We start from the raw sequence: 23,347 nt of genomic DNA on the forward strand, positions 1-23,347 counted from the left end.
AGTTATGGCGTGTGGAGTGGTCAACGATAATACCGCATTCCGCCATCATTGCTTCTAGGTCACGCAAACTGAGCGAATATGCATGATACCAGTGAACACATTGGGCGATAATATCAACAAGGATAATGAAGTCGTTTGAAGGCATTTCAGGTCAGAGACATGCTCAGGTAACGTCGTAAAAAAATAGCATGTTACCCGGCGATGGTTTAATGCGACAGAGCCCTCCCTATTGTTGATTCCCCCTTTTGCAGCTTGCTTACTCAAGTTTAACCAGTATGTGCCGATAACTTCTTATTTATACGAAGTACCCTACAAACCAGAATGATCTAACCTAAAAACCTTATGAAAAATTTTGCGGAGTCGTAAAGTGGGATTTTGGAGTGTAACAGGAAAAATTGTTAAAGGAGTTGCTACTGCATTAGATGCCCAAGCAAATAAGCTACAGGCCATTAAAATGCGCTTGGAAAGCAAGGACAGTGCGGAATTGAAACGCATGATCAAATCAGAGGGATTCTTCAGTTCAGCGAGCGATTGTGAAAAAAGCATGGCTATGAAGATTCTAAGAGAACGTGGTGATATATAAAGGAGATTAAAATGGCAGGTACAATAAACCTTTCTCATACATGCCCTAATTGCAAACAGACTACTGCAAATACGGCTAGTGAGTTGCAAAGTCTCTTCGGGTTTAGAACAATCCCCGCAGGCGCAACGAATCAAAGCTGGTGCCGGAAATGCCGATCAAGTAAAAAATAGCTGTAGCTCTTACTAAGGGCTAGCGTTGACTTTAGCTAGCTCTTTTACAGAACTAAACGAAATTTAAGTTGCCAGTCAATATTGTGGCAGAAACGGATATTACTATTATCATGCAATACTAAGATTCGCCCTTATCTTTCTATTTAGCAAGACTCAAACAGTATTCAAGTTTTGATTTTAGAGAACTATGCCTATTTTTATCAAAAAACCTCAGCCTCTTGATATTTTAGAATTACGCTCAGTCATTGAGCGATTCATACATCAATCGTGATGTATGAATCGCCACGGGTTCAACCGACACCTCAGAGTTATTTAAGATGGCTTAAAGAGCGGTAAGCATTATCCCGAAGAGTCTAACATTGCAGTGGTAAAACAGGTTGTTGATCGCGGTCATTCTCTTTCCAGCGTGGCTGTACGGCTTGATATCAACCCCCACAGCCTTTTATGCCTAGATTAAATGGCTGGTCTGTTCGTTTGCCTTACCGGATTTTGGATGTTCACCCGCGTGGATTTTATGGTTATCGCAAGATCCATCTCGACTTGCGTGATACCGGGCAACAGTACGGTGTGGACAGAGTCTGGAGACGAATGAGAAGTGTAGGGAAAAACTCAGGTAGAATACCGAAGCCCACGGGCACTATAGTAGCCACTATACCAGCACGAATTTCAGACAGTTTCTGTGGAGATATCAAATAAAGCAAAGCCGTGGCCAATTTTGCTTGACCATTACATGTGGATGTCAGCAGTATGCAAGCACAGGCATGAGATGATAATTCCAAGAGGGTAATAGATAATGTCATCAGCCAACTCAACAATTAAAAAAATCTTAGTCGATTTTCTATATTATCTTTCTTATATGGCGGCAAATGCCGTTGCTCTGATCGCAATAGTATTGATGGTTGCATCATTTTTCTATTTTGAACATTGGTATATCGCCATATTAGCTTGCTTGGGTATTTTTACGAGTTACCATTTTATATTGTATTTATTCCCGCAAAGGCCAGATTAATAACGATATCGTAATATGCCCAAAATTGAGATCCCCAATCCACTCGATATCGCTGTCGGTTAGCGCCCTAGAACTGGTGGTGTTCATTTTTTGTAAAAAATTTCATCCAGTTTCTAGGGGATAAAATCGTCACATGACGGGAGAATAATAAATGACTCTTCATAGGAATATAGGCGATGAAGATTGATTTATTACAGATGATAAATACAGTTCAATCATGACTACTGATGATGTTGCAACGTTACACCTAATTTATTCAGAGAGATTAGAGGAGTTGAAGTATCCAAGACGTCGAGTACTACCCTATGAGATGGTTTTAACGCTGCGCCAACAACTTCTTCATTCAGATATGGGCCATACACGTTGGTTGTATCGAAGAAGGTACACCACGTTCAACGCCGCCCAACCAGTTAAATTGCCTGACGAGTATCAGTAGCCGGGCCATAACTATAATTGAGGCCCATACACCCCAGATCCAGTGCCGACACTTCGAGTCTGGATTGACCGAGATAACGTTTTTGCATCCACGGCACGGCCTGTAGCTACTGATTAAAAGGGGGGACTTCAATCTGGTTTACAGCAAGGAGGACCTGGTTAAAAGCGATAAGGTCGGCAAGTCTATCGGGATGGATGCTGCTTACCTCAATGACGAGAATTTTTCCTGTCCACAGTTTCGTGGTGACAAAGAGTTTGTTACGTGCAATGCCGCTCTGTTTCAGCGCATTACTGACCTGAGTTTCATTATAATAAGATGCTGCAGTATCAATCAGGCGATATCCCGTTTCGATGGCATCAGATATCTAGAATATACCAAAAACCTAACAGGAGAATTTCAATACCGTCGTTCAGTTTTACTGTTTGCAGACGCTATCCTTCAGTTGTTGTGTAGGAGAAGCATAACGCAGAGTGATTTGTTTGATTAGAGTAGGTAAGTGACTCGGGTTTATTTGCTGGATTCATTAAGGCTGATTCAACTCTGCCTATACCTGGTTCGGGTTTTATATAGCGCGTAAGGCAGATGAAACGAGACATGCGCTGCTATCAACGATGTCGCGGGCGTGAGTGAAGGTTAAGGCTTGATTTTTTCTATATGGATACTGGGAATATAAGTAAAAGATTTTCCTAATGTCCCCCCACTAACAAACCTCACCAAACTTAAGCCAAACAGTGTTCAAATCCTGCAATCTGTTACAGCCTCAAGAATTACAGGTATAATCCTAGAAATTATTCAACTGGTTTAGAAACGAAGATGACAAAACTCACCTTACAAGAGCAGATGCTCAAAGCTGGATTAGTCACCAGCAAAAAAATGGCCAAAGTCCAAAAAATGGCTAAAAAATCGCGGGTACAAGCCCGTGAGGCAAGAGAGGCTGTGGAAGAAAATAAAAAAGCACAGCTTGAGCGCGATAAGCAGCTAAGCGAACAACAGAAACAAGCGGCTTTATCTAAAGAGCATAAAGCTCAGGTGAAACAGCTCATTGAAATGAATAGAATCAATATATCAAAAGGCAATATTGATTTTAACTTCACAGATAATAACTTAATTAAAAAGATAGCTGTGGATAAGCTGACTCAATCTCAGTTGATCAGTGGTCGTTTGGCTATTGCTCGTTTGGTTGCTGATAACAGTGATGAGAGGGAATATGCGATTATTCCTGCGAGCGTAGCCGATAAAATTGCGCAGCGAGATGCGAGCAGTATTGTATTAAATAGCGCGCTGAGTCAGGAAGAGCAGGACGAAGAAGATCCCTATGCTGATTTTAAAGTCCCAGACGATCTGATGTGGTAATAGATGCTTTGACGATCCCGACATATGAAAAGTCCTAAAGGGCTTTTCATTAAGGTTTCATGTTCAATCCGATCATCTGTACTTTAGCGCCATACTCAGTGCCTTCGCGGTGGCATCATTATAGATATTTTCGCTATCAGAACGGGCTAGTATGACGAGCTTTGATCAACTTTTGGCTGATGGGATGGACGAAATGCAACTCACTCGCGTGCAGCATCAGTCGCGCTGTCTGTTCGGCGCCGGGTAACAGAAGGCCGCCATACAGGTCACAGCCCAAAATAGGGTGGCCCAACAGCTGACAGTGAATGCGGAGCTGATGAGTTCGCCCGGTTTCCGGCATTAGCTGAACCCGCGTCAATGGCAGCAACGTCCCATCTTCCAGCTTGCGATAAAAACGCTCAACGACCCGATAATGGGAACGAGCAGGTTTACCGTGGGTTGAGCAAATCGACATCAGCGGAAACAGCGCCGGATCTTTGGCAATCGCCGCGTCTATCACCCCGTCGTCGTCGTCCAGATGTCCGCAAAGCAGCGCGCTGTAAACTTTGGTCACTGTGCGCTGGCTAAACTGCTGGCAGAGGTCGGCATTGATAGCCTTATTGCGGGCAATAACCATCAGCCCGGAAGTCCCAAAATCAAGGCGATGAACCAGGGTACAACCGGGGAATATTTGTACCAACCGATGATGTACCGAGTCGAGATTTTGCGGATTTTTTCCCGAGAGGCTGAGCAGCCCGGAGGGTTTATTAATCAGCGCTAGGTGATCGTCCTGATAGAGATACTCGATCTTGTCATGGCACGGCGGGGCAATAAAGGTATCGATAATCTTAGACATCAGGAGACTCGGATAGATTGTGTGAGCGGATAATAACACGCTTAGTTTTAACGGGCGTTGCTATCAGCGGAGTCTTTGAACATTGCATCGACATCTATGCTCAGTATGGAGATAAAAACGTTTATCCCGTGTTGATCGGATTTGATGGAAAGGTGTTCTGTAACTACCACCTCAAAAGCGGGTAGTCTGATGTTATGATAAAAAAGTTGTATTATTGACTAATCTTATTGCGAGTAATGGTCGGATTTGTATGATGGAGAATATCTGGACAGTCAGGTATGTGGGTTGGCAACCAAACGTTGGTTGCGATTTTCTGTTCAGTAAGAGGCACCAGTGCGGTCATCGTATAATGGCTATTACCTCAGCCTTCCAAGCTGATGATGCGGGTTCGATTCCCGCTGACCGCTCCAAATTTTAGCTACAACTGAGGAAACGATGAATAAATCACTGGCTATGTTGGTTTTATCATTGGGTTTTGTTGCCGCTTATGCTGACGCGGCAACAACTAAAAATCGGCTGCAATCGCCGACTCCAGGCGTTGTATGCGACAAATACGTTTGTGCCGATGCCAAAAATGGCATATCAGTTCCGCTGACAGAGCGGTATTTAGGTAAAAAGAAAAGTCAGCGGTTAGTCTCTCAGGGGGATTTCGATCGCACGCAATTTACCTTTGTAAACGGTATATTCTGTGACGTGAAAGAAAGATTATGCCGTAAAGATCGTTATTACGGTGTCGACGGAAAACATAGTGGTGCCATTGACGAACAGACAACTGAATTGTTGTTTGGCCAGAATAGATAGCGGGAATCTTGTATTCCTATTGGTGCATTAACACTCTAAATCTTAAGGTTCACTTCGGTGGCGGTATTTTTAACCACTATCGATGAAGGCAGCGAGCATTCCCATGGAGTTTTGCCCGTAGAACGCTCATATTGAATTTCATCTTTACGTATATCTTCCTTTCATGAATAAATCACTGCTAACGCATTGAAATAAAATAGAATATTTATCGATATACGATGATGTTCTATGTGGGGTAAATAAATATAACGAATTATTTTAATGTCTATATCACTAAGGTTTAACTGGACTCTCAGATAAAAGTAATTATAAAAATCACTTTATTTAAAATTTGTTTATAAAATATGATTTTTGAATTTGATATGTTTATCCAGCCAATTTGATAAGGAGATTGTTATGTCTGGATTTGTGGATTTCAAACTGGCTCACTCAGGAGCACCAGTTACAATTAGTAAAACGGCTATTTTATATGTCGAGGAAAACACACGCGAGGCTAATATCACCAACTTGCATTGTGTTGGTAGTATCACTCATGTCGTTAGCGAAACATACTCTGAAGCCCGTAAGAAACTACCTAAATTTGTCGAAACAAAACGCAGTGATAATGGAACGCCAAAAGTCGCATTACACGACTGGAATATTTCATATATAGAGAGAAGCAGTAGCGGTGCTGCAATAGTATATTTTACAGAGCAAGGAGTTAGTGTTCCTGTAGTCGAATCGTATGAGAATTTTATTAAAATGTTCCATGCAATTTGATATTAAATAATATGAAGAAAGTGGGCTTGGCATCCCACTTACCATTAACTAATCTTAGTTAATTACTGTTAAATCATGCATACATTAATGATTTGATTTCATTAGTGTATGCATGGCTACCAATGATACCTTATAGGTAGCCATGCTCTTAAACTGTGAGTCATTACTCGTTAAACTAAGGGCGGCGAAGGGGTTTACGATGTGCTGATGTTTTTACTTAAATTACTTCGCTTAAATAAGCGCTGGAGGAGAGCGGAAGTTATTCTAAGAATTTTGTAAGTAGTGCTGTTGTGACTAATATAGTGAACAGAGATTTTCTTTTTATTATTAATTCGATAAAATTTACCTCGTGAAGATTGTAATTCTAAGTCGTCGCTTATTATCACAGTTTTCTTCTTCAATCGACTAAATAGCTGGTGGATATTATTATTACTGATGGTTGTTTCTTTTTCTGGCCAGATTGATGAAAGTAAGTTATCTCGATCTATTTTTTCACCGTTGATTGCATTGTTAATCAAAGCCATAAATAAATAAAATTCTTTATTTGTCAATTCTACGCTACCTTTCCAGCTGTAAACCACTTTGTCGTCAATTTCCACAAAATATATCATCGTCGCTCCATAATAAAAGTCAGCCATATGCAAATATATCGCAGTAAGAATAGTTTTGTAAGGTTACTTTTGATTTCAAACTAATTATATTGACTAGGCTCATGTTTTTATTAAAAATAATCAAATCTCTGATTGTTATAATTTCTATTTATGATTTTTATTTGCTTACATAGTTAGTGATATTGGCTTATTTTGTATTAAATCTGACTGTTATCAACTGCAGTTCAATTAATAAATGTTCAAGGTGGATATTTATATTTATTAGATTTGAATAAATACAAATAGAGCAAGGTTATCATCATGTGACTTACCTGAGCTATTTCCAAGCTCAACTTATATCTGATTCTAATTGTAGGAAAACAAGTTATTTTTCTTTTGTATATTTATAAATGACTTACATATTTATTTAAATGATTAGCTTGTTGGCTAAATCACTTACATTAAATATAAAACCACTATTAAGTATCAGTGGTGAACGGTTTGATTTTAAAATAGCACCCATTGATTAATCCATGCATGTACAGCGGCGTTGCCACGGGAATAAGATGATAATAAGAAGTAAATCGATAAATTTAGTTGGCGCAGTAATACTATTTGTTGTGTCAATTTTCTTGATTTCTTACTAAAACATTAAGGCTTCTCAGTTGAGCTATATAAAATAAATATTTCTGCTTTTCTATTGCAGGATAAGCTCTAGCGCTAAGAATTATAATCAGAACTAAAGGAAATAAACTTTTAACGATAACACCTTAATTTTAAAATGGAGTCTGAAATGGAAAAAGAAGAAAATAGCATACTCATCTTCGATCAAGATCCTGGATATGTATGGGACAATAAAAATGAATGCTTCGGCGCAGCAGAAGAGACCTATAATAAGCTTAGTTATGATCCTTCTAAGTCGGTAGATAAACTCACCTGGACCCCGACCCGATTGGCGAAAACCGTATTTAATACTTATGAGGATAATGACGATTTTGACGTGCTCTGTTATTTCACCGATTGGGCGCAATATGACGCAAGAATACTCAATAAGGATATTCGTGATACCGGCGGAAGAAGCGCGGATATATTACGGCTTAAAACACCTAATGGTAAGCCCTTTAAGCGACTGATCTATAGCTTTGGTGGATTAATCGGTGACACACAATACTCAGCTGATGGAAATGCCGGTGTTGCAGTTAGGTTGGGGGTTGCTAACGATACTAATGATGCTATCGCCAACCACAAAGGAAAGGCGATTCCCGTCGATCCCGATGGCGCAGTGCTCGCGAGCATAAACTGCGGATTTACGCAGTGGGCGGCGGGGGAAGCTCACGAACGTTATCATGAGGCGGAGGCCAAGGGGCTCTTGGGTGGGTTCAGACAGCTTCATGAAGCTGATAAGGATCTAGAATTCTCCCTCAGTATTGGCGGTTGGTCAATGAGCGGTTTATTTAGCGAGATTGCCAAGAGTACGACATTGCGGGCCAATTTCGTTGAGGGTATCAAGGATTTCTTTCAACGATTCCCGATGTTCAGTCATCTCGATATTGACTGGGAGTATCCAGGGTCTGCTGGAGCGGGTAATCCCTTTGACCCCACTGACGGCGTTAATTTTGCCACTTTGATTCAAGAAATTACTAATGCAAAAATCTCGAATCTGAAAGGGATCAGCATCGCATCCTCTGCGGACCCGGCAAAAATTGATGCAGCAAATATTCCGGACCTAATGGCTGCGGGGGTTACCGGTATTAACCTAATGACCTATGATTTTTTCAGCCTGGGTGATGGTAAATTGTCTCATCATACAAATCTTCACCGAGATTCCAACGACACCTATTCAAAGTATTCGATTGATGATGCAGTAACTCATTTAATTGATAAGAATAACGTTAATCCTAAAGCCATTTTTATTGGCTATGCGGGCTATACGCGAAATGCAAAGAATGCCACGATAACAACAAGTACACCGTCAGAAGAGGCCTTAGAGGGCACCTATACTGATGCCAACCAAACGCTAGGCAGCTTTGAGCATTCCGTCCTCGAGTGGACAGATATTATTTGCCACTATATGGACTTTGAAAAAGGGGAAGGACGCAATGGCTATAAACTTGTACACGATAAAGTTGCGAAAGCAGATTATCTGTACAGTGAAGCGACTAAAGTGTTTATTTCTCTGGATACGCCGCGCTCGGTTAGAGATAAAGGAAGATATGTAAAAGATAGAGGCCTGGGGGGATTATTCATATGGTCAGGCGATCAGGATAACGGGATGTTGACCAATGCTGCGCATGAAGGGTTGGGGCGACGAATCAAAAATAACGTTATTGACATGACGCCATTTTATCTTGATTCCGATGAAGAACTACCTATCTATACAGAACCGGCTGAGCCACAGTGCGAAGCATGTAATATCAAATAAATACTCTCTGATAATTAATACTATTAACGAATTATAAGTGATTCGTAATAGCCTGTTACATTCAAAATAAGATGGAATAATGAAATGGATAAATATAATAATTATTCTAATGCGATAAAAAGTAAATCGAGCATCTCTCCTTTACTTGCTGCTGCAGCAAGAATTGAACCAGAAGTAACAGTACTATCAAGTACAGCTAAAAGTAATCGTTCTCAATATAGCCAGTCTTTGGCAGAGACTTTACTAGGGTTAGGTTATAGCTCTATTTTTGATATTGCTAAGGTTTCCAGACAGCGTTTTATTAAACGGCACGATGAGTCTTTATTAGGGAATGGGGCGGTTATTTTTGATAAGGCCGTTAGCATGGCTAATCAGGTCTTACAAAAATATCGCCAGAATCGACATGAAAAGAATAATAGCCCATTAGTACCAGGAACGTTTTCATCGGCCAATGCATCTAACGAATCACAGACGAATAAGCTACCTGAGTACAATCAACTATTCCCTGAGCCTTGGGATGACTTCTGTCGCCCCGGCGCTATAGAGGCACTGGATAGTCCAGCGAGTTATTTGTTGGACCTGTATAAGTTTATTCAAAGCGTGGAGTTAGATGGTTCAAATCAGGCAAGAAAATTAGAAACACGTCGAGCCGATATTCCTAAATTATCTTTGGATAATGATGCACTGAATAAAGAAGTAACGGCGTTATCGATTATCAATGATGTCCTGTCAGGTAGCGCTAGGGAATATATTGACCAGTCTGGCCATGCAGATAAAGAGGTTAATCAAATCCTAGGGGATACGCATTTCCCTTTTACACTGCCTTATAGCTTGCCTACTCAACAGATAAATAAAGGACTCGGTGCTAGTAATATTGAGCTAGGAACGGTCATTCAACGTGTTGATCCTCAGTTTTCTTGGGATGCGACTCAAGAAAAATACAATCAGGTTTTATTGGCATACACCCAATTAAGCAGTGAGCAAATTGCTTTGCTAAGTTCGCCTGACGTATTTACCCAAAATTTTGTTACCCAGGCTGAACTCTCCGTTGGCTATTTGAGCGGCAGTACCACGGAAATTTTGGCGGAAACAGATCTTTCTCGCCACGGATATATTGTTGAAGGTGCGGACAATATAACAGGGCCTACTCAGTTAGTTGAGCACAGTGACGCTCCTTATGACGTAATTGAGGTGACATGTAGCAATCAGGCTAAAGAAACGATTACCATTAAATTACGTGGTGAGAATATTATTACTTATCAGCGTACCAAAGCTCGTATGGTGCCTTTTGATAATTCTTCTCCTTTTAGTCGCCAATTGAAACTGACTTTTGTTGCTGAAGATAATCCTACCGTAGGCAACCTAGACAAAGGCCCGTATTTCGCCAATATGGATATTTATGCCGCCGAATGGGTGAAAAAAAATATCAGTGGCGAAGCAATGGAAAGTCGACCTTTCCTAACCATGACTTACCGCATCGCCATTGCTAAAGAAGGGGCTTCAAGGGAGGAATTACTGCCTGAAGCTGATGCGTTCTTCATCAATAATTTTGGCTTGAGTGCAGAAGACAGCAGCCAGTTAGTCAAACTCGTTGCTTTTGGCAATCAAACCGGTTCAAAAGCTGAAGAGATTGAAAATTTATTGAGCTGTGGGGAAAATTTACCTACTGTTTCACCTAATGTCATCTTTGCTAATCCTATTTTTAGCAGTTATTTCAATAATGAGCCATTCCCAGCCCCTTACCATTTTGGTGGCGTTTATATTAATGCCCATCAACGAAATGCAATGGCGATCATTAGGGCGGAGGACGGCAGAGAAATTCAGTCACTCTCCAACTTTCGATTGGAGCGGTTAAATCGTTTCATTCGCTTACAACGCTGGCTGGATTTGCCCTCTCATCAACTGGACCTGCTATTAACATCGGCAATGCAGGCAGATGTTGATAATTCACAACAGGAAATTACTGAGCGGGTGCTGAAGTCCCTCGGTTTATTCAGACACTTAAATTTACAGTATAAAATCACGCCGGAAATATTTTCTTCTTGGTTATATCAATTAACGCCTTTCGCCATTAGCGGTGAAATTTCGTTCTTTGATCGCATATTTAATCGTGAAAAACTATTTGACCAACCCTTTGTTTTAGATGGTGGCAGCTTTACCTATCTGGATGCTAAAGGCTCTGATGCTAAATCAGTGAAACAATTGTGTGCCGGTTTGAATATATCGGCGGTCACTTTCCAGTTTATTGCCCCTTTGGTAGAAAGTGCATTAGGATTGGAGGCTGGGAAGCTGGTTCGTAGTTTTGAGGTTGTGTCTAGCCTTTATCGTCTGGTTAGTATTCCGCAAACTTTCGGTTTATCAACGGAAGATGGATTGATTTTAATGAATATCCTGACCGATGATATGGGATATTTAGCGAAACAACCTACACTTGACGATAAACAAACACAGGATAAAAATTTCCTTAGTATTATTTTAAAACTGGAAGACCTAAGCGTTTGGCTAACTAAGAATAAATTAACGCCGGCTAGCTTGGCATTACTTTTAGGTGTTACCCGATTAGCGGTGGTGCCGACCAATAATATGGTGACGTTCTTTAAAGGTATTGCGAACGGTTTATCAGATAATGTGTGTCTGACAACGGATGATTTTCAGCGCCAAGAGTTAGAAGGAACTGACTGGTGGGCCATTCTATTAACGAATCAAGTCATTGATAAGAATGGACTCGTGCTTGATATTCATCCAGTCTGGGGCAAGTCGGATGAAGAAATGCTCATGGAAAAAATAAAAAGTATTGATGTAAGTAACGACAACAATATCATGAGTATTATCGTGCAAATTTTGATTCAAGCCAAAAACGCTCAAGAGAATCTGTTATCACAAACTATTTCCGCTGAGTATGGAGTAGAGCGCAGTTTGGTGCCGCTTCAATTACGTTGGTTAGGTAGTAATGTTTATAGCGTTTTGAATCAGGTATTAAATAACACGCCTACAGATATAGCCAGTATAGATCCGGCGTTAAGTGAATTGACATATAGCCTATTAATTTATACCCAGTTGATAAATTCGTTAAAGCTCAATAAAGAATTTATATTCCTGCGTCTGACGCAACCAGACTGGCTTGGTTTAACACAATCAAGATTATCAACTCAGCTATCCCTAAGTGAAATATATCTAATTACCTGTTATCAGGAGTGGGTGGCTAATGCAGATAAAAATGAAGATAGTATTCACGAATATCTTACATTCGCAAATATAAAGGAAATGGAAGATGAAAACCCTTCCGTTGATAATAGTGAGAAATGTTCAGAGCTGTTGGCGGAAATATTAGCTTGGGATTCCGGTGAAATATTGAAAGCGGCCTCCTTACTTGGGTTAAATCCACCTCAGGTGAAGAATGTTTTCGAAATCGATTGGATTAGACGATTACAGAAATTATCAGAGAAAACGATGATTTCAACCGACTATTTATGGCAAATGGGCGATTTAAGGGAGAATTCTGAGTTTTCTCTGAAGGAAGGAATTGGTGAAGCAGTCATGGCCGCGTTAAAGGCACAAGGAGATAGCGATAATGTCTAATTCTATTGAAGCAAAACTACAAGAAGATCTACGCGATGCCTTGGTTGATTATTATCTGGGACAAATTGTTCCCAATAGCAAAGATTTTATCAATCTGAGGAGCACCATTAAGAACGTTGATGATTTATATGATCATTTGTTACTGGATACGCAAGTGTCGGCTAAGGTCATTACTTCACGCTTGTCTCTGGTGACGCAGTCAGTACAGCAATATATCAATCGAATTGCACTTAATCTTGAACCTGGTTTGTCGATTAACCAACAGGAAGCCACCGACTGGGAAGAGTTTGCCAATCGTTATGGATATTGGGCCGCTAACCAGCAACTGAGAATGTTCCCGGAAATTTATGTTGATCCTACTTTACGTCTGACTAAGACAGAGTTCTTCTTTCAATTAGAAAGTGCCTTGAATCAAGGTAAATTAACCGATGATGTCGCGCAAAAAGCCGTATTAGGTTATCTGAATAATTTTGAGGAAGTCAGTAATCTGGAAATTATTGCCGGTTATCAGGACGGCATCGATATTGAGAACGATAAAACCTATTTCGTTGCCCGAACTCGAATGCAGCCCTACCGTTATTTCTGGCGTTCTCTAGATGCCAGTCAGCGTAATAGCAATTCCCAAGAATTGTATCCAACGGCATGGAGTGAATGGAAGGCGATATCCGTACCATTGGAAAATGTTGCTAACGGGATTGTTCGGCCCATTATGATGGACAACCGCCTTTATATTAGTTGGTTTGAGGTGGCGGAAGAAAAGGATACGGATGAAAACGGCAATATTATTGTATCGGGACGTTATCGGACTAAAATTCGACTGGCTCACTTAGGGTTTGACGGTATTTGGAGTTCGGGCACAACGTTAAGAGAAGAAGTGCTGGCTTACCAGATGGAAGAAATGATCGCTGTGGTAGATCGCATGGAAGATGAGCCTCGTCTAGCACTGGTTGCATTTAAAGAAATGAGTGAAAATTGGGACGTCGTATTTAGCTATATCTGCGATAGTATGCTGATTGAATCCAGTAATTTACCGACTACCACTCATCCGCCAAAACCAGAAGACGGTGATAAAGGATTGTCTGATCTGGATGATTACGGTGCTAATCTGGTTTGGTTCTATTTACATGAGACAGCCAATGGAGGCAAAGCGGAGTACAAGCAGTTAATTCTCTATCCGGTTATTATTAACCGGGATTGGCCAATTGAATTGGATAAAACTCATCAGGAAGGCTTTGGCACTGTCGATGATTTTACGCTGAATTCTAATTATACTGGCGATGAATTAAGCCTGTATTTGCAATCTTCATCCACCTATAAATATGACTTTTCTAAAAGTAAAAATATTATTTATGGCATTTGGAAGGAAGATGCAAATAATAATCGTTGCTGGCTTAACTATAAACTTTTAACGCCAGAAGATTACGATCCGCAAATTAATACTACGTTGGTAATGTGTGACAAAGGTGACGTCAATATCATTACTGGATTCAGTTTGCCTAATGGTGGTGTTGATGCAGGCGGAAAAATAAAAGTTACTCTCCGGGTTGGTAAAAAACTCCGGGATAAATTCCAGATTAAACAATTTAGCCAAACTCAGTATTTGCAGTTCCCCGAGGCGTCCAGTGCTGACGTTTGGTATATCGGAAAGCAGATTAGGTTAAATACGCTGTTTGCTAAAGAACTTATAGGTAAGGCCAGCCGAAGTCTGGATTTGGTTTTAAGTTGGGAAACGCAGAATAGTCGTTTAGAAGAAGCTATTTTAGGTGGCGCGGCTGAACTTATCGATTTAGATGGTGCAAACGGCATTTATTTCTGGGAGCTATTTTTCCATATGCCATTTATGGTGTCCTGGCGCTTTAATGTGGAACAGCGTTATGAAGATGCGAACCGTTGGATTAAATATTTGTTTAATCCGTTTGAATGCGACGATGAACCGGCATTATTGCTAGGCAAACCGGCGTATTGGAATAGTCGTCCGTTAGTGGATGAACCATTTACAGGTTATAGCTTAACGCAACCTAGCGATCCCGATGCTATTGCTGCCAGCGATCCTATTCATTACCGTAAAGCAGTCTTTAATTTCCTGACCAAAAATATTATTGATCAAGGGGACATGGAATATCGCAAATTGCAGCCGTCGGCCAGAACGCTGGCGCGTCTGAGTTATTCAACGGCCAGTTCATTATTAGGGCGTCGCCCTGACGTGCAGCTGACTAGTTTCTGGCAACCGCTCACTCTTGAGGATGCGTCCTATAAAACGGACAGTGAAATTCGTGCTATTGAAATGCAAAGTCAGCCATTAACGTTTGAGCCTGTCGTGCATGACCAAACCATGAGTGCCGTGGATAATGATATCTTTATGTATCCAATGAATAACGAATTGAGGGGTTTGTGGGATCGGATTGAAAACCGTATTTACAATTTGCGCCATAACCTGACGTTGGATGGAAAAGAAATCAATATGGATCTTTATGATTCAAGTATTTCTCCACGCGGTTTGATGAAGCAACGTTATCAGCGGGTCGTTACCGCTAGAAACGCCAGTAAGATGAACTTCAAGGTCCCTAACTATCGTTTTGAGCCGATGTTAAACCGGTCAAAATCGGGCGTTGAGACTCTTATTCAATTCGGCAGTACTTTATTGAGCCTGTTAGAACGCAAAGATAGTTTGAGTTTTGACGCTTACCAAATGATTCAGAGCGGCGACCTTTATCGCTTCTCGATTGATTTGCAGCAGCAGGATATTGATATTAATAAAGCCAGTCTGGAAGCACTACAGGTTAGCAAACAGTCTGCTCAGGATCGTTATGATCACTTTAAAGAACTGTATGACGAGAATATCTCTTCGACGGAACAAAAAGTTATTGAGTTACAGTCACAGGCTGCCAATGCGTTGTTGATGGCTCAGGGAATGAGAACGGCTGCCGCCGCTTTAGATGTGATTCCGAATATCTATGGTTTGGCCGTTGGCGGCTCTCACTGGGGCGCACCGCTGAATGCTGCGGCTGAAATTATTATGATTAAGTATCAGGCGGACAGCAGTAAATCTGAAAGCTTGAGTGTTTCTGAATCCTATCGTCGTCGTCGTCAGGAATGGGAGTTGCAGTATAAACAGGCTGAATGGGAAGTTAATTCTGTTGAGCAGCAGATCAATTTGCAGAATATGCAAATTAAAGCAGCTAATAAACGTCTGGAACAGGTTGAAGCTCAACAACAGCAGGCAATGGCTCTACTGGCTTATTTCTCCGAACGCTTTACAAACGAAAGTTTATATACCTGGCTGATTAGTCAACTCTCCAGTTTATATTTACAAGCTTACGATGCGGTGCTTTCACTTTGTTTATCTGCAGAAGCTTCTTTGCTATATGAGCTGAATTTGGGCGAGCAGAGTTTCGTCGGTGGTGGCGGTTGGAACGATCTGTATCAAGGATTGATGGCCGGTGAAACACTGAAATTGGCGTTAATGAGAATGGAGCGGGTTTATGTTGAGCAAAATTCTCGTCGTCAGGAAATTACCAAAACGATCTCGTTGAAAGCACTGCTCGGTGAAAGCTGGCCTGCGGAGCTGAATAAGCTAAAACAAAAAACGCCAATTAACTTTAATCTGGAAGAACAGATTTTTGTTGAGGACTATCAAGAGCTGTATCAGCGCAGAATTAAATCGGTTTCGGTAAGTTTGCCGATGTTAGTTGGGCCTTATGAAGACGTGTGTGCGCAGTTGACTCAGACCTCCAGTAGTTATAGCACCCAGGCAGACCTCAAGACGGTAGAAAATATGCTGACTAAAAGAACGTTTGCCGATACGCCGCACTTGGTTCGTAGTATTCAACCCAATCAGCAGATCTCTTTATCGACTGGGGTGAATGATAGCGGGCTGTTTATGCTTAATTTTGATGATGAGCGTTTCCTGCCATTTGAAGGTTCTGGCGTTGATTCAAGCTGGCGTTTGCAATTCACCAATTTGAAACAGAATTTGGATAGCCTCAACGATGTCATCCTACATGTGAAGTATACAGCCGCGATTGGCTCATCAACTTTCAGTCAGGGCGTAAGGAAAATATTGGCCAATATAAACAACGATGAATAATTGCTGTTTTTGATCAGCTATTTATTTTTTCAATCATATTTATCTCACTTGGCTCCTTTTTAATCAAAGGAGCCAACAAAAATAGTGGAGTTCGGTTATGGTCAATAAATATACTTACACCTCATCTAAAGCAATGTCTGATATTAGTGATGTTATTGGTGAACCTTTAGCTGCATGGAATAGTCAGGTCGGTGGGCGGGTATTTAATGTTATATTTGATAGTAAGGTTTATACCAATACCTATTGGGTTGAACGCTGGCAGGTTCCTGGCATTGGTAGTTCTGATGGTAACCCTCACAATGCCTGGAAATTTGTACGGGCGGCAACGGTAGACGAAATAAATAAAATAGGGAACCCAACCACAGCAGATGTTAAACCGACGGAAAATATTCCTTCACCGATATTGGTCGAAGATAAATATACCGAGGAAACTTATTCTCGCCCTGACGTAAATTATAAAGAAGACGGCTCGCAAGGGAATCTTTCTTACACTGCAACCCGAGTTTGCGCCCCGATGTACAATCATTATGTTGGTGATAAAACAAAACCGAAGCTGTCGGCTTATATTACCGACTGGTGCCAATATGATGCTCGTCTAGACGGCGGTGGTAGTAAAGAAGAAGAACGTGGACGTGGTTTTGATTTAGCGACGCTGATGCAAAATCCCGCGACCTATGATCGACTGATTTTCAGTTTCCTCGGTATTTGCGGTGATATCGGGGATAAAAGTAAAAAAGTGCAGGAAGTCTGGGACGGATGGAATGCTCAGGCGTCGAGTTTAGGTTTACCTCAGATCAGTAAGGGGCATATTGTTCCGTTGGACCCCTATGGCGATTTAGGCACCGCTCGTAACGTCGGGTTACCGCTGGAAAGCGCCGATACCAGTATTGAATCTGGCACATTTTTACCTTATTACCAGCAAAACCGTGCTGCGGGCTTATTGGGCGGATTGCGTGAACTACAAAAGAAAGCTCATGCGATGGGCCATAAACTCGATCTGGCCTTCAGTATTGGGGGGTGGAGTTTATCCAGCTATTTCTCTGCTTTAGCGGAGAACCCGGATGAGCGCCGCGTTTTTGTTGCCAGCGTGGTTGATTTCTTTGAACGTTTCCCAATGTTCAGTTGCGTTGATATCGACTGGGAGTATCCCGGTGGCGGTGGCGAGGCGGGAAATATTAGCAGTGATAAAGATGGTGAAAACTATGTATTGCTGATTAAAGAGCTTCGTAGCGCATTGGATAGCCGTTTTGGGTACAGTAACAGAAAAGAGATCTCAATCGCCTGTAGCGGCGTCAAAGCCAAATTAAAGAAATCCAATATTGATCAGTTGGTTGCTAATGGTCTGGATAATATTTATCTGATGAGCTACGACTTCTTTGGCACCATCTGGGCCGATTATATTGGTCATCATACAAACCTGTATTCACCCAAAGACCCTGGCGAACAAGAGTTATTTGATTTATCGGCCGAAGCAGCGATTGATTATTTGCATAATGAACTCGCTATTCCGATGGAAAAAATTCATTTGGGGTACGCTAACTATGGGCGCTCAGCGGTAGGTGGGGATCTGACAACGCGTCAGTATACCAAAGATGGCCCAGCGTTAGGCACGATGGAAAATGGTGCTCCGGAATTCTTCGATATCGTTAGAAACTATATGGATGTCGAGCACAGCTTAAGTACGGGTAAAAATGGTTTTGTGTTGATGACTGACACTAATGCCGATGCTGATTTTCTGTTTAGCGAGGCTAAAGGCCACTTTATTTCATTAGATACGCCTAGAACGGTAAAACAAAAAGGTGAATATGCCGCGAAAAATAAATTAGGCGGCGTATTTTCCTGGTCTGGCGATCAGGATTGCGGGTTATTAGCCAATGCGGCCAGAGAGGGACTGGGTTACGTTACCCAGTCAAATCAGGAAACTATTGATATGGGGCCGCTGTATAATCCAGGCAAAGAGATTTACTTAAAATCAATTTCTGAAATTAAGAGCAAATAAGCGTTTTACAGCGCCAACTGTTATTTAATCGCGATTGATTTCTATTAATTATCTAGCCTATTAATTTAAATTAATTGAAAAATAAGATAGCGGAACGTGGCGGGTTGTTTTATTGCTTATTTAAAATGGCGTTATTTATAACCTGTCACGGTCTGGCAATATTCGGCTATTGATTAATAGCTGACAGGAGTCTTTATGCAAAATTCACAGGAAATGGCTATTACGACCCTTTCATTGCCGAAGGGCGGAGGGGCAATTAATGGGATGGGCGAATCATTTGGTCACGCAGGGCCTGATGGAATGGTGACCTTTTCCATGCCATTACCCTTATCAGCAGGTCGTGGCGTAGCCCCAGCGCTTTCGTTGAGTTATAGCAGCGGTGCAGGGAATAGCCCTTTTGGTATGGGATGGCAATGTAGTGCGATGAGTATTAGCCGTCGTACTCAAAAAGGGGTTCCCCAATATAACGAAGATGACGAGTTTCTTAGCCCTTCCGGGGAAGTGATGGCCATTGCTTTAAATGATAGCGGTTTTGAAGATGTCAGAACCGCTAGCCGTTTACAAGGTATCCCATTGCCTTTCAGCTATAAGGTCACTCGCTACCAGCCGCGCCTTATTCAAGACTTTATCAAAATAGAATATTGGCAACCCGTCAAACAAACGGAGGGAACGCCATTCTGGGTAATCTATTCTCCCGATGGACAAACGCATATTCTGGGGAAAAACCCCCATAGTCGGGTGGCTAATGCTGAAAATCCATCGCAGATTGCTAGCTGGTTGTTGGAAGAAACGGTTACGCCTACCGGCGAGCATATTTATTATCAATATAGCGGTGAGAATCAAGTCAATTGTACTGATGTGGAAAAAGCGCTTCACCCACAGGACAGTGCCCAGCGTTATTTATCGCGGATTGACTACGGTAATATTTCCCCTCAAGCCAGTTTATTTGTTTTGGATGACGAACTGCCTAATCTCACCCAGTGGTTATTCCATTTAGTATTTGATTACGGTGAGCGAGATATCTCTATTAATAAAGTTCCTGCTTTCGAGGAAGGAACCGTCGGTTGGTTAGCACGGCCAGATATGTTTAGCCGCTACGAATATGGATTTGAAATTCGAACTCGTCGCTTATGCCAGCAAGTATTGATGTTCCATCGGCTGGAGGCCTTGAATGATCGAGATGTGACTGACGAAATTCCCGTTTTGGTGCATCGACTCACGTTGGATTACGACCTGAATAACAGTGTCAGCACGTTGGTCGCTGCCCGTCAGGTGGCGCATGAAACTGACGGCAACCCAATCACTCAGCCACCGTTGGAGTTTGACTATCAGCGTTTTGACACAGGGAGTATTCCTGGCTGGCAGGAAATGCCGCAGCTTGAGGCTTTTAACGGCTATCAGCCATACCAAATGATTGATCTCTATGGTGAAGGTACTCCCGGCATTCTGTATCAGGAAACGCCGGGTGCTTGGTGGTACAAATCGCCGCAGCGCCAAATTGGGGGCGATTCTAATGCCGTGACCTATGGGGCAATGAAAGCGTTGCCTAAAATCCCTCGTTTGCAAGAGGGGGCGACGCTGATGGATATCAACGGTGACGGTCGTTTGGATTGGGTCATCACTTCCGCGGGAGTACGAGGTTTTCATAGCATTCATTCGACAGGTGAATGGACACATTTCACGCCATTGAACACCTTACCCACCGAGTATTTTCACCCGAAGGCACAATTAGCAGATCTGGTTGGCGCGGGATTATCTGATTTGGTGCTTATCGGGCCTAAAAGCGTGCGGTTATATGCCAATCAGCAGGGGAACTGGGCTCCGGCACAGGATGTCACGCAGGCGGAAAACGTCAGCTTACCGGTCATTGGCGTCGACTCCCGTCAATTAGTCGCTTTTGCCGATATGTTAGGGTCGGGTCAGCAGCATCTGGTCGAAATCACGGCAGATAGTGTGAAATGCTGGCCAAATATGGGACACGGTCGCTTTGGCCAACCTTTGACGTTGGAAGGATTTAGTCAGCCACAAACCAGTTTCAACCCCGATCGGGTGTTTCTGGCTGATATTGATGGTTCTGGCACTAACGACATTATTTATGCTCATTCGGAATGTCTAGAGATCTACCTGAACGAAAGCGGCAATCGCTTTAGTAAACCAATCTCTTTATTGCTGCCAGACGGTGTGAATTTTGATAATACATGCCAACTTCAAGCGGCTGATATTCAAGGATTAGGTATAGCCAGTTTAGTGATGACGGTGCCGCATATGTCACCCACACATTGGCGCTGCGATCTGGCGTTGAATAAACCTTGGTTATTGAATGTGATGAACAATAATCGGGGGGCGGAAACCTGCTTGTTTTACCGCAGTTCGGCTCAGTTCTGGCTGGATGAAAAACAGTTGGCCGAGTCGGCGGGGCAGCAACCCGAATGTCGTTTGCCATTTCCTATGCATTTACACTGGCGTAGCGAGATTTTTGATGAGATTACAGGTAACCGTCTCACTCAAGAGCAAGAATATGCCCATGGCTCTTGGGATGGTCAAGAGCGAGAGTTTCGTGGTTTTGGCCGGTTGATTCAGCGTGATACCGATGGTTTTGCGCAGGGAACGGTTGACATTCCTACTCATCCGTCCCGAACGGTTAGCTGGTATGCTACGGGGATTCCTGAGATTGACACCACGTTATCCGCAGAGTTTTGGGGCGGAGACGATCAGGCTTTCAGCCCTTTCTCACCTCGGTTTACTCGTTGGGAAAACGATTCAGAGGCGGGTTCCGATGTTGCTTTTATACCTTCAGAGCATGATGCCTTTTGGCTGAATCGCGCGATGAAAGGCCAACTCTTGCGCAGCGAACTGTATGGCGACGATGGCACAGCTGAAGCCGAGATTCCTTATTCTGTCACAGAAATGCGTAATCAGGTGCGGGCGTTGCCCACAACCGACACCACAGTACCTTCGGCATGGTGTTCCACCATTGAAACCCGAAGTTATCAATACCAACGCGTGGCCGCTGATCCCCAATGTAGCCAGCAAGTAGTTATAAAAGCGGATCGCTATGGTTCGCCATTATTAAGTGTGGCAATCAATTACCCGCGACGTAAAAAACCGGAAAATTCGCCCTATCCTGATGATTTACCAGAAACGCTGTTTGATAGCAGCTACGACACTCAGCAGCAGCAACTGTATCTGACCAAACAGCAGCAAAATTATTTTCATCTGACCCATGACGATAACTGGCTGTTAGGGCTGCCAAATGGGCAACGAAACGATGGCTATCAATATGATCAGGAACGTGCTCCGGCTAACGGATTTACGCTAGAAACTCTCATCGGGTCCAATAGTCTGATCGGCTCGAACCAGCCGTTTACTTATTTGGGCCAAAGTCGGGTGGTTTATCAGGGCGGCGTGGATGAACAGCCTTCGTTGCAGGCGCTGGTGGCCTACGGTGAAACCGCTATTCTGGACGAGAAAACCCTACTGGCCTTTGTCGGTGTGCTGGACAGCAAAACGCGCGATGAATTGCTGTTCTCCGCCGGTTATCAGTTGGCTCCACGCTTGTTTGGGGTTGCATCAGAGCCTGATGTTTGGGTTGCCCGTCAAGGTTATAGCGAATTCGGTGACTCTTCGCAATTTTGGCGTCCTCTCAGCCAGCGTAGTACGTTGCTAACAGGGAAAACTACGTTGAAGTGGGATAAGCATTATTGCGTAGTGATAGAAACCCAGGATGCGGCTCAATTAGTGACACAGGCGCGCTACGATTACCGATTCCTTACCCCATATAGCCTGACTGATGCCAATGATAACCAGCACTACGTGGCTTTGAATCCGTTTGGGGAGGTGATTGCCAGCCGGTTTTGGGGAACGGAAGCGGGTAAAGACGTAGGATACAGCACTCCCCAAGCTAAGCCTTTTGTGGTACCTGCCACCATTGAGGAAGCTCTTGCGTTAAGCCCCGGAATTCCGGTGGCTCACTGCGCCATTTTTGAGCCTGAAAGCTGGATGCAAAAACTGACGCAGCACGATGTTTCCGACCGAATGGCGGATAACGGCACTCTTTGGAATGCATTGCGGCAGGCGCGTTTTGTCACCGAAGAGGGTTATGTCTGCGCGCTGGGGCGGCGGCGCTGGATGGCGCGCCAAGGGTTATCGGTGCTGATGTTGACGCTATTGGCCGAGATTCCGCGCACGCCACCGCATTCCCTCACTATTACTACCGATCGCTACGATAGCGATGACCAACAACAATTACGGCAACGTATTCTATTCAGTGATGGTTTTGGCCGCCTTCTACAAAGCGCTCAACGTGTCGAAGCCGGGGAGAGCTGGCAACGTAGCGAAGACTCCTCGCTGGTGGTAAATGTTTCCGGCACACCAGCCTTAGTGGTGACGGATAACCGTTGGGTGGTTTCCGGACGCACGGAATACGACGGAAAAGGGCAGGGAATTCGGGTTTACCAACCCTATTTTCTTGATGATTGGCGTTATCTCAGCGATGACAGCGCACGTACTGACCTGTTTGCCGACACGCATATTTACGATCCGTTAGGGCGAGAATATCAGGTCATTACCGCGAAAGGTTATCGCCGTGAACGCTTGTATACCCCGTGGTTTGTAGTGAATCAGGATGAGAACGATACGGCAGCAAGTCTGGCGATTTAGTTCCCATAAGAAAATCCGCCCGACATCGTAGTAGGGCGGATAAAAAGAAGAAAATATGGTGTTGA

General features: G+C 42.9%; 11 protein-coding genes, 1 tRNA gene and 4 pseudogenes. 11 read left to right on the forward strand and 5 right to left on the reverse strand.

Annotated elements, in window-relative coordinates:
• Positions 1–4 precede the first annotated feature (4 nt).
• Positions 5–143, reverse strand: a pseudogene (locus AD970_RS18725) (IS6 family transposase); the annotation flags it as partial.
• Between the two features lie 224 nt (positions 144–367).
• On the opposite strand from AD970_RS18725, the gene AD970_RS06835 reads away from it, so the two are divergent.
• A complete protein-coding gene (locus tag AD970_RS06835; RefSeq protein ID WP_049597568.1) occupies positions 368–583 on the forward strand; it encodes a hypothetical protein in 216 nt (71 codons plus the stop codon).
• A gap of 498 nt (positions 584–1,081) precedes the next feature.
• Positions 1,082–1,390, forward strand: a pseudogene (locus AD970_RS19580) (IS3 family transposase); the annotation flags it as partial.
• Positions 1,391–2,055: 665 nt separating this feature from the next.
• On the opposite strand, the pseudogene AD970_RS19820 reads toward AD970_RS19580, so the two are convergent.
• Together AD970_RS19820 and AD970_RS19335 are read right to left on the reverse strand one after the other, a co-directional pair.
• Positions 2,056–2,286, reverse strand: a pseudogene (locus AD970_RS19820) (aldo/keto reductase); the annotation flags it as partial.
• 21 nt (positions 2,287–2,307) lie between these two features.
• Positions 2,308–2,626: pseudogene (locus AD970_RS19335) on the reverse strand (aldo/keto reductase); the annotation flags it as partial.
• Between the two features lie 385 nt (positions 2,627–3,011).
• Between AD970_RS19335 and AD970_RS06840 the strand changes: the two are divergent.
• Positions 3,012–3,551: a DUF2058 domain-containing protein gene (locus AD970_RS06840; RefSeq protein ID WP_049597569.1), complete on the forward strand. Its 540-nt coding sequence runs from the start codon at positions 3,012–3,014 to the stop codon at positions 3,549–3,551.
• 136 nt (positions 3,552–3,687) lie between these two features.
• Here AD970_RS06840 and AD970_RS06845 read toward each other — a convergent pair whose 3' ends face one another.
• Positions 3,688–4,386, reverse strand: a complete 699-nt coding sequence (locus AD970_RS06845) for an RluA family pseudouridine synthase (protein WP_049597570.1) — start codon at positions 4,384–4,386, stop codon at positions 3,688–3,690.
• A gap of 335 nt (positions 4,387–4,721) precedes the next feature.
• Here AD970_RS06845 and AD970_RS06850 point away from each other — a divergent pair.
• From AD970_RS06850 to AD970_RS06860, 3 genes are all read left to right on the forward strand, one after another.
• Positions 4,722–4,796, forward strand: a tRNA-Gly gene (locus AD970_RS06850).
• Positions 4,797–4,821: 25 nt separating this feature from the next.
• Positions 4,822–5,187 (forward strand): YcgJ family protein, encoded by a 366-nt coding sequence (locus AD970_RS06855; protein ID WP_049597571.1) that lies wholly within the window; start codon positions 4,822–4,824, stop codon positions 5,185–5,187.
• A gap of 396 nt (positions 5,188–5,583) precedes the next feature.
• Positions 5,584–5,946 carry a hypothetical protein gene (locus AD970_RS06860; RefSeq protein ID WP_049597572.1) on the forward strand — a complete coding sequence of 121 codons (363 nt, stop codon included), beginning with the start codon at positions 5,584–5,586 and terminating at the stop codon, positions 5,944–5,946.
• Positions 5,947–6,140: 194 nt separating this feature from the next.
• Here AD970_RS06860 and AD970_RS06865 read toward each other — a convergent pair whose 3' ends face one another.
• Positions 6,141–6,545: a helix-turn-helix domain-containing protein gene (locus AD970_RS06865; protein WP_162199317.1), complete on the reverse strand. Its 405-nt coding sequence runs from the start codon at positions 6,543–6,545 to the stop codon at positions 6,141–6,143.
• A gap of 784 nt (positions 6,546–7,329) precedes the next feature.
• Between AD970_RS06865 and chi1 the strand changes: the two genes are divergently transcribed.
• The 5 genes from chi1 to yenB all read left to right on the forward strand — a co-directional run bounded on the left by chi1 (position 7,330) and on the right by yenB (position 23,282).
• The gene (gene chi1 / locus AD970_RS06870) at positions 7,330–8,958 is read left to right on the forward strand and encodes an insecticidal toxin complex chitinase Chi1 (protein WP_235786913.1); all 1,629 of its coding nucleotides are present in this window, start codon (positions 7,330–7,332) and stop codon (positions 8,956–8,958) included.
• Between the two features lie 84 nt (positions 8,959–9,042).
• Positions 9,043–12,537: an insecticidal toxin complex toxin subunit YenA1 gene (yenA1, locus tag AD970_RS06875; RefSeq protein ID WP_049597575.1), complete on the forward strand. Its 3,495-nt coding sequence runs from the start codon at positions 9,043–9,045 to the stop codon at positions 12,535–12,537.
• On the forward strand, positions 12,530–16,624 hold the full coding sequence (yenA2, locus tag AD970_RS06880; protein WP_049597576.1) for an insecticidal toxin complex toxin subunit YenA2: 4,095 nt from the start codon (positions 12,530–12,532) through the stop codon (positions 16,622–16,624). Before yenA1 ends, yenA2 begins: the two co-directional genes overlap by 8 nt.
• A gap of 97 nt (positions 16,625–16,721) precedes the next feature.
• Entirely contained in the window at positions 16,722–18,623 is a 1,902-nt protein-coding gene (chi2, locus tag AD970_RS06885) for an insecticidal toxin complex chitinase Chi2 (RefSeq protein WP_049597577.1), read from the forward strand.
• Positions 18,624–18,818: 195 nt separating this feature from the next.
• Positions 18,819–23,282 carry an insecticidal toxin complex toxin subunit YenB gene (yenB, locus tag AD970_RS06890; RefSeq protein ID WP_049597578.1) on the forward strand — a complete coding sequence of 1,488 codons (4,464 nt, stop codon included), beginning with the start codon at positions 18,819–18,821 and terminating at the stop codon, positions 23,280–23,282.
• Positions 23,283–23,347 lie beyond the last annotated feature (65 nt).

Source organism: Yersinia nurmii, from assembly GCF_001112925.1.
GTDB classification, from domain to species: domain Bacteria; phylum Pseudomonadota; class Gammaproteobacteria; order Enterobacterales; family Enterobacteriaceae; genus Yersinia; species Yersinia nurmii.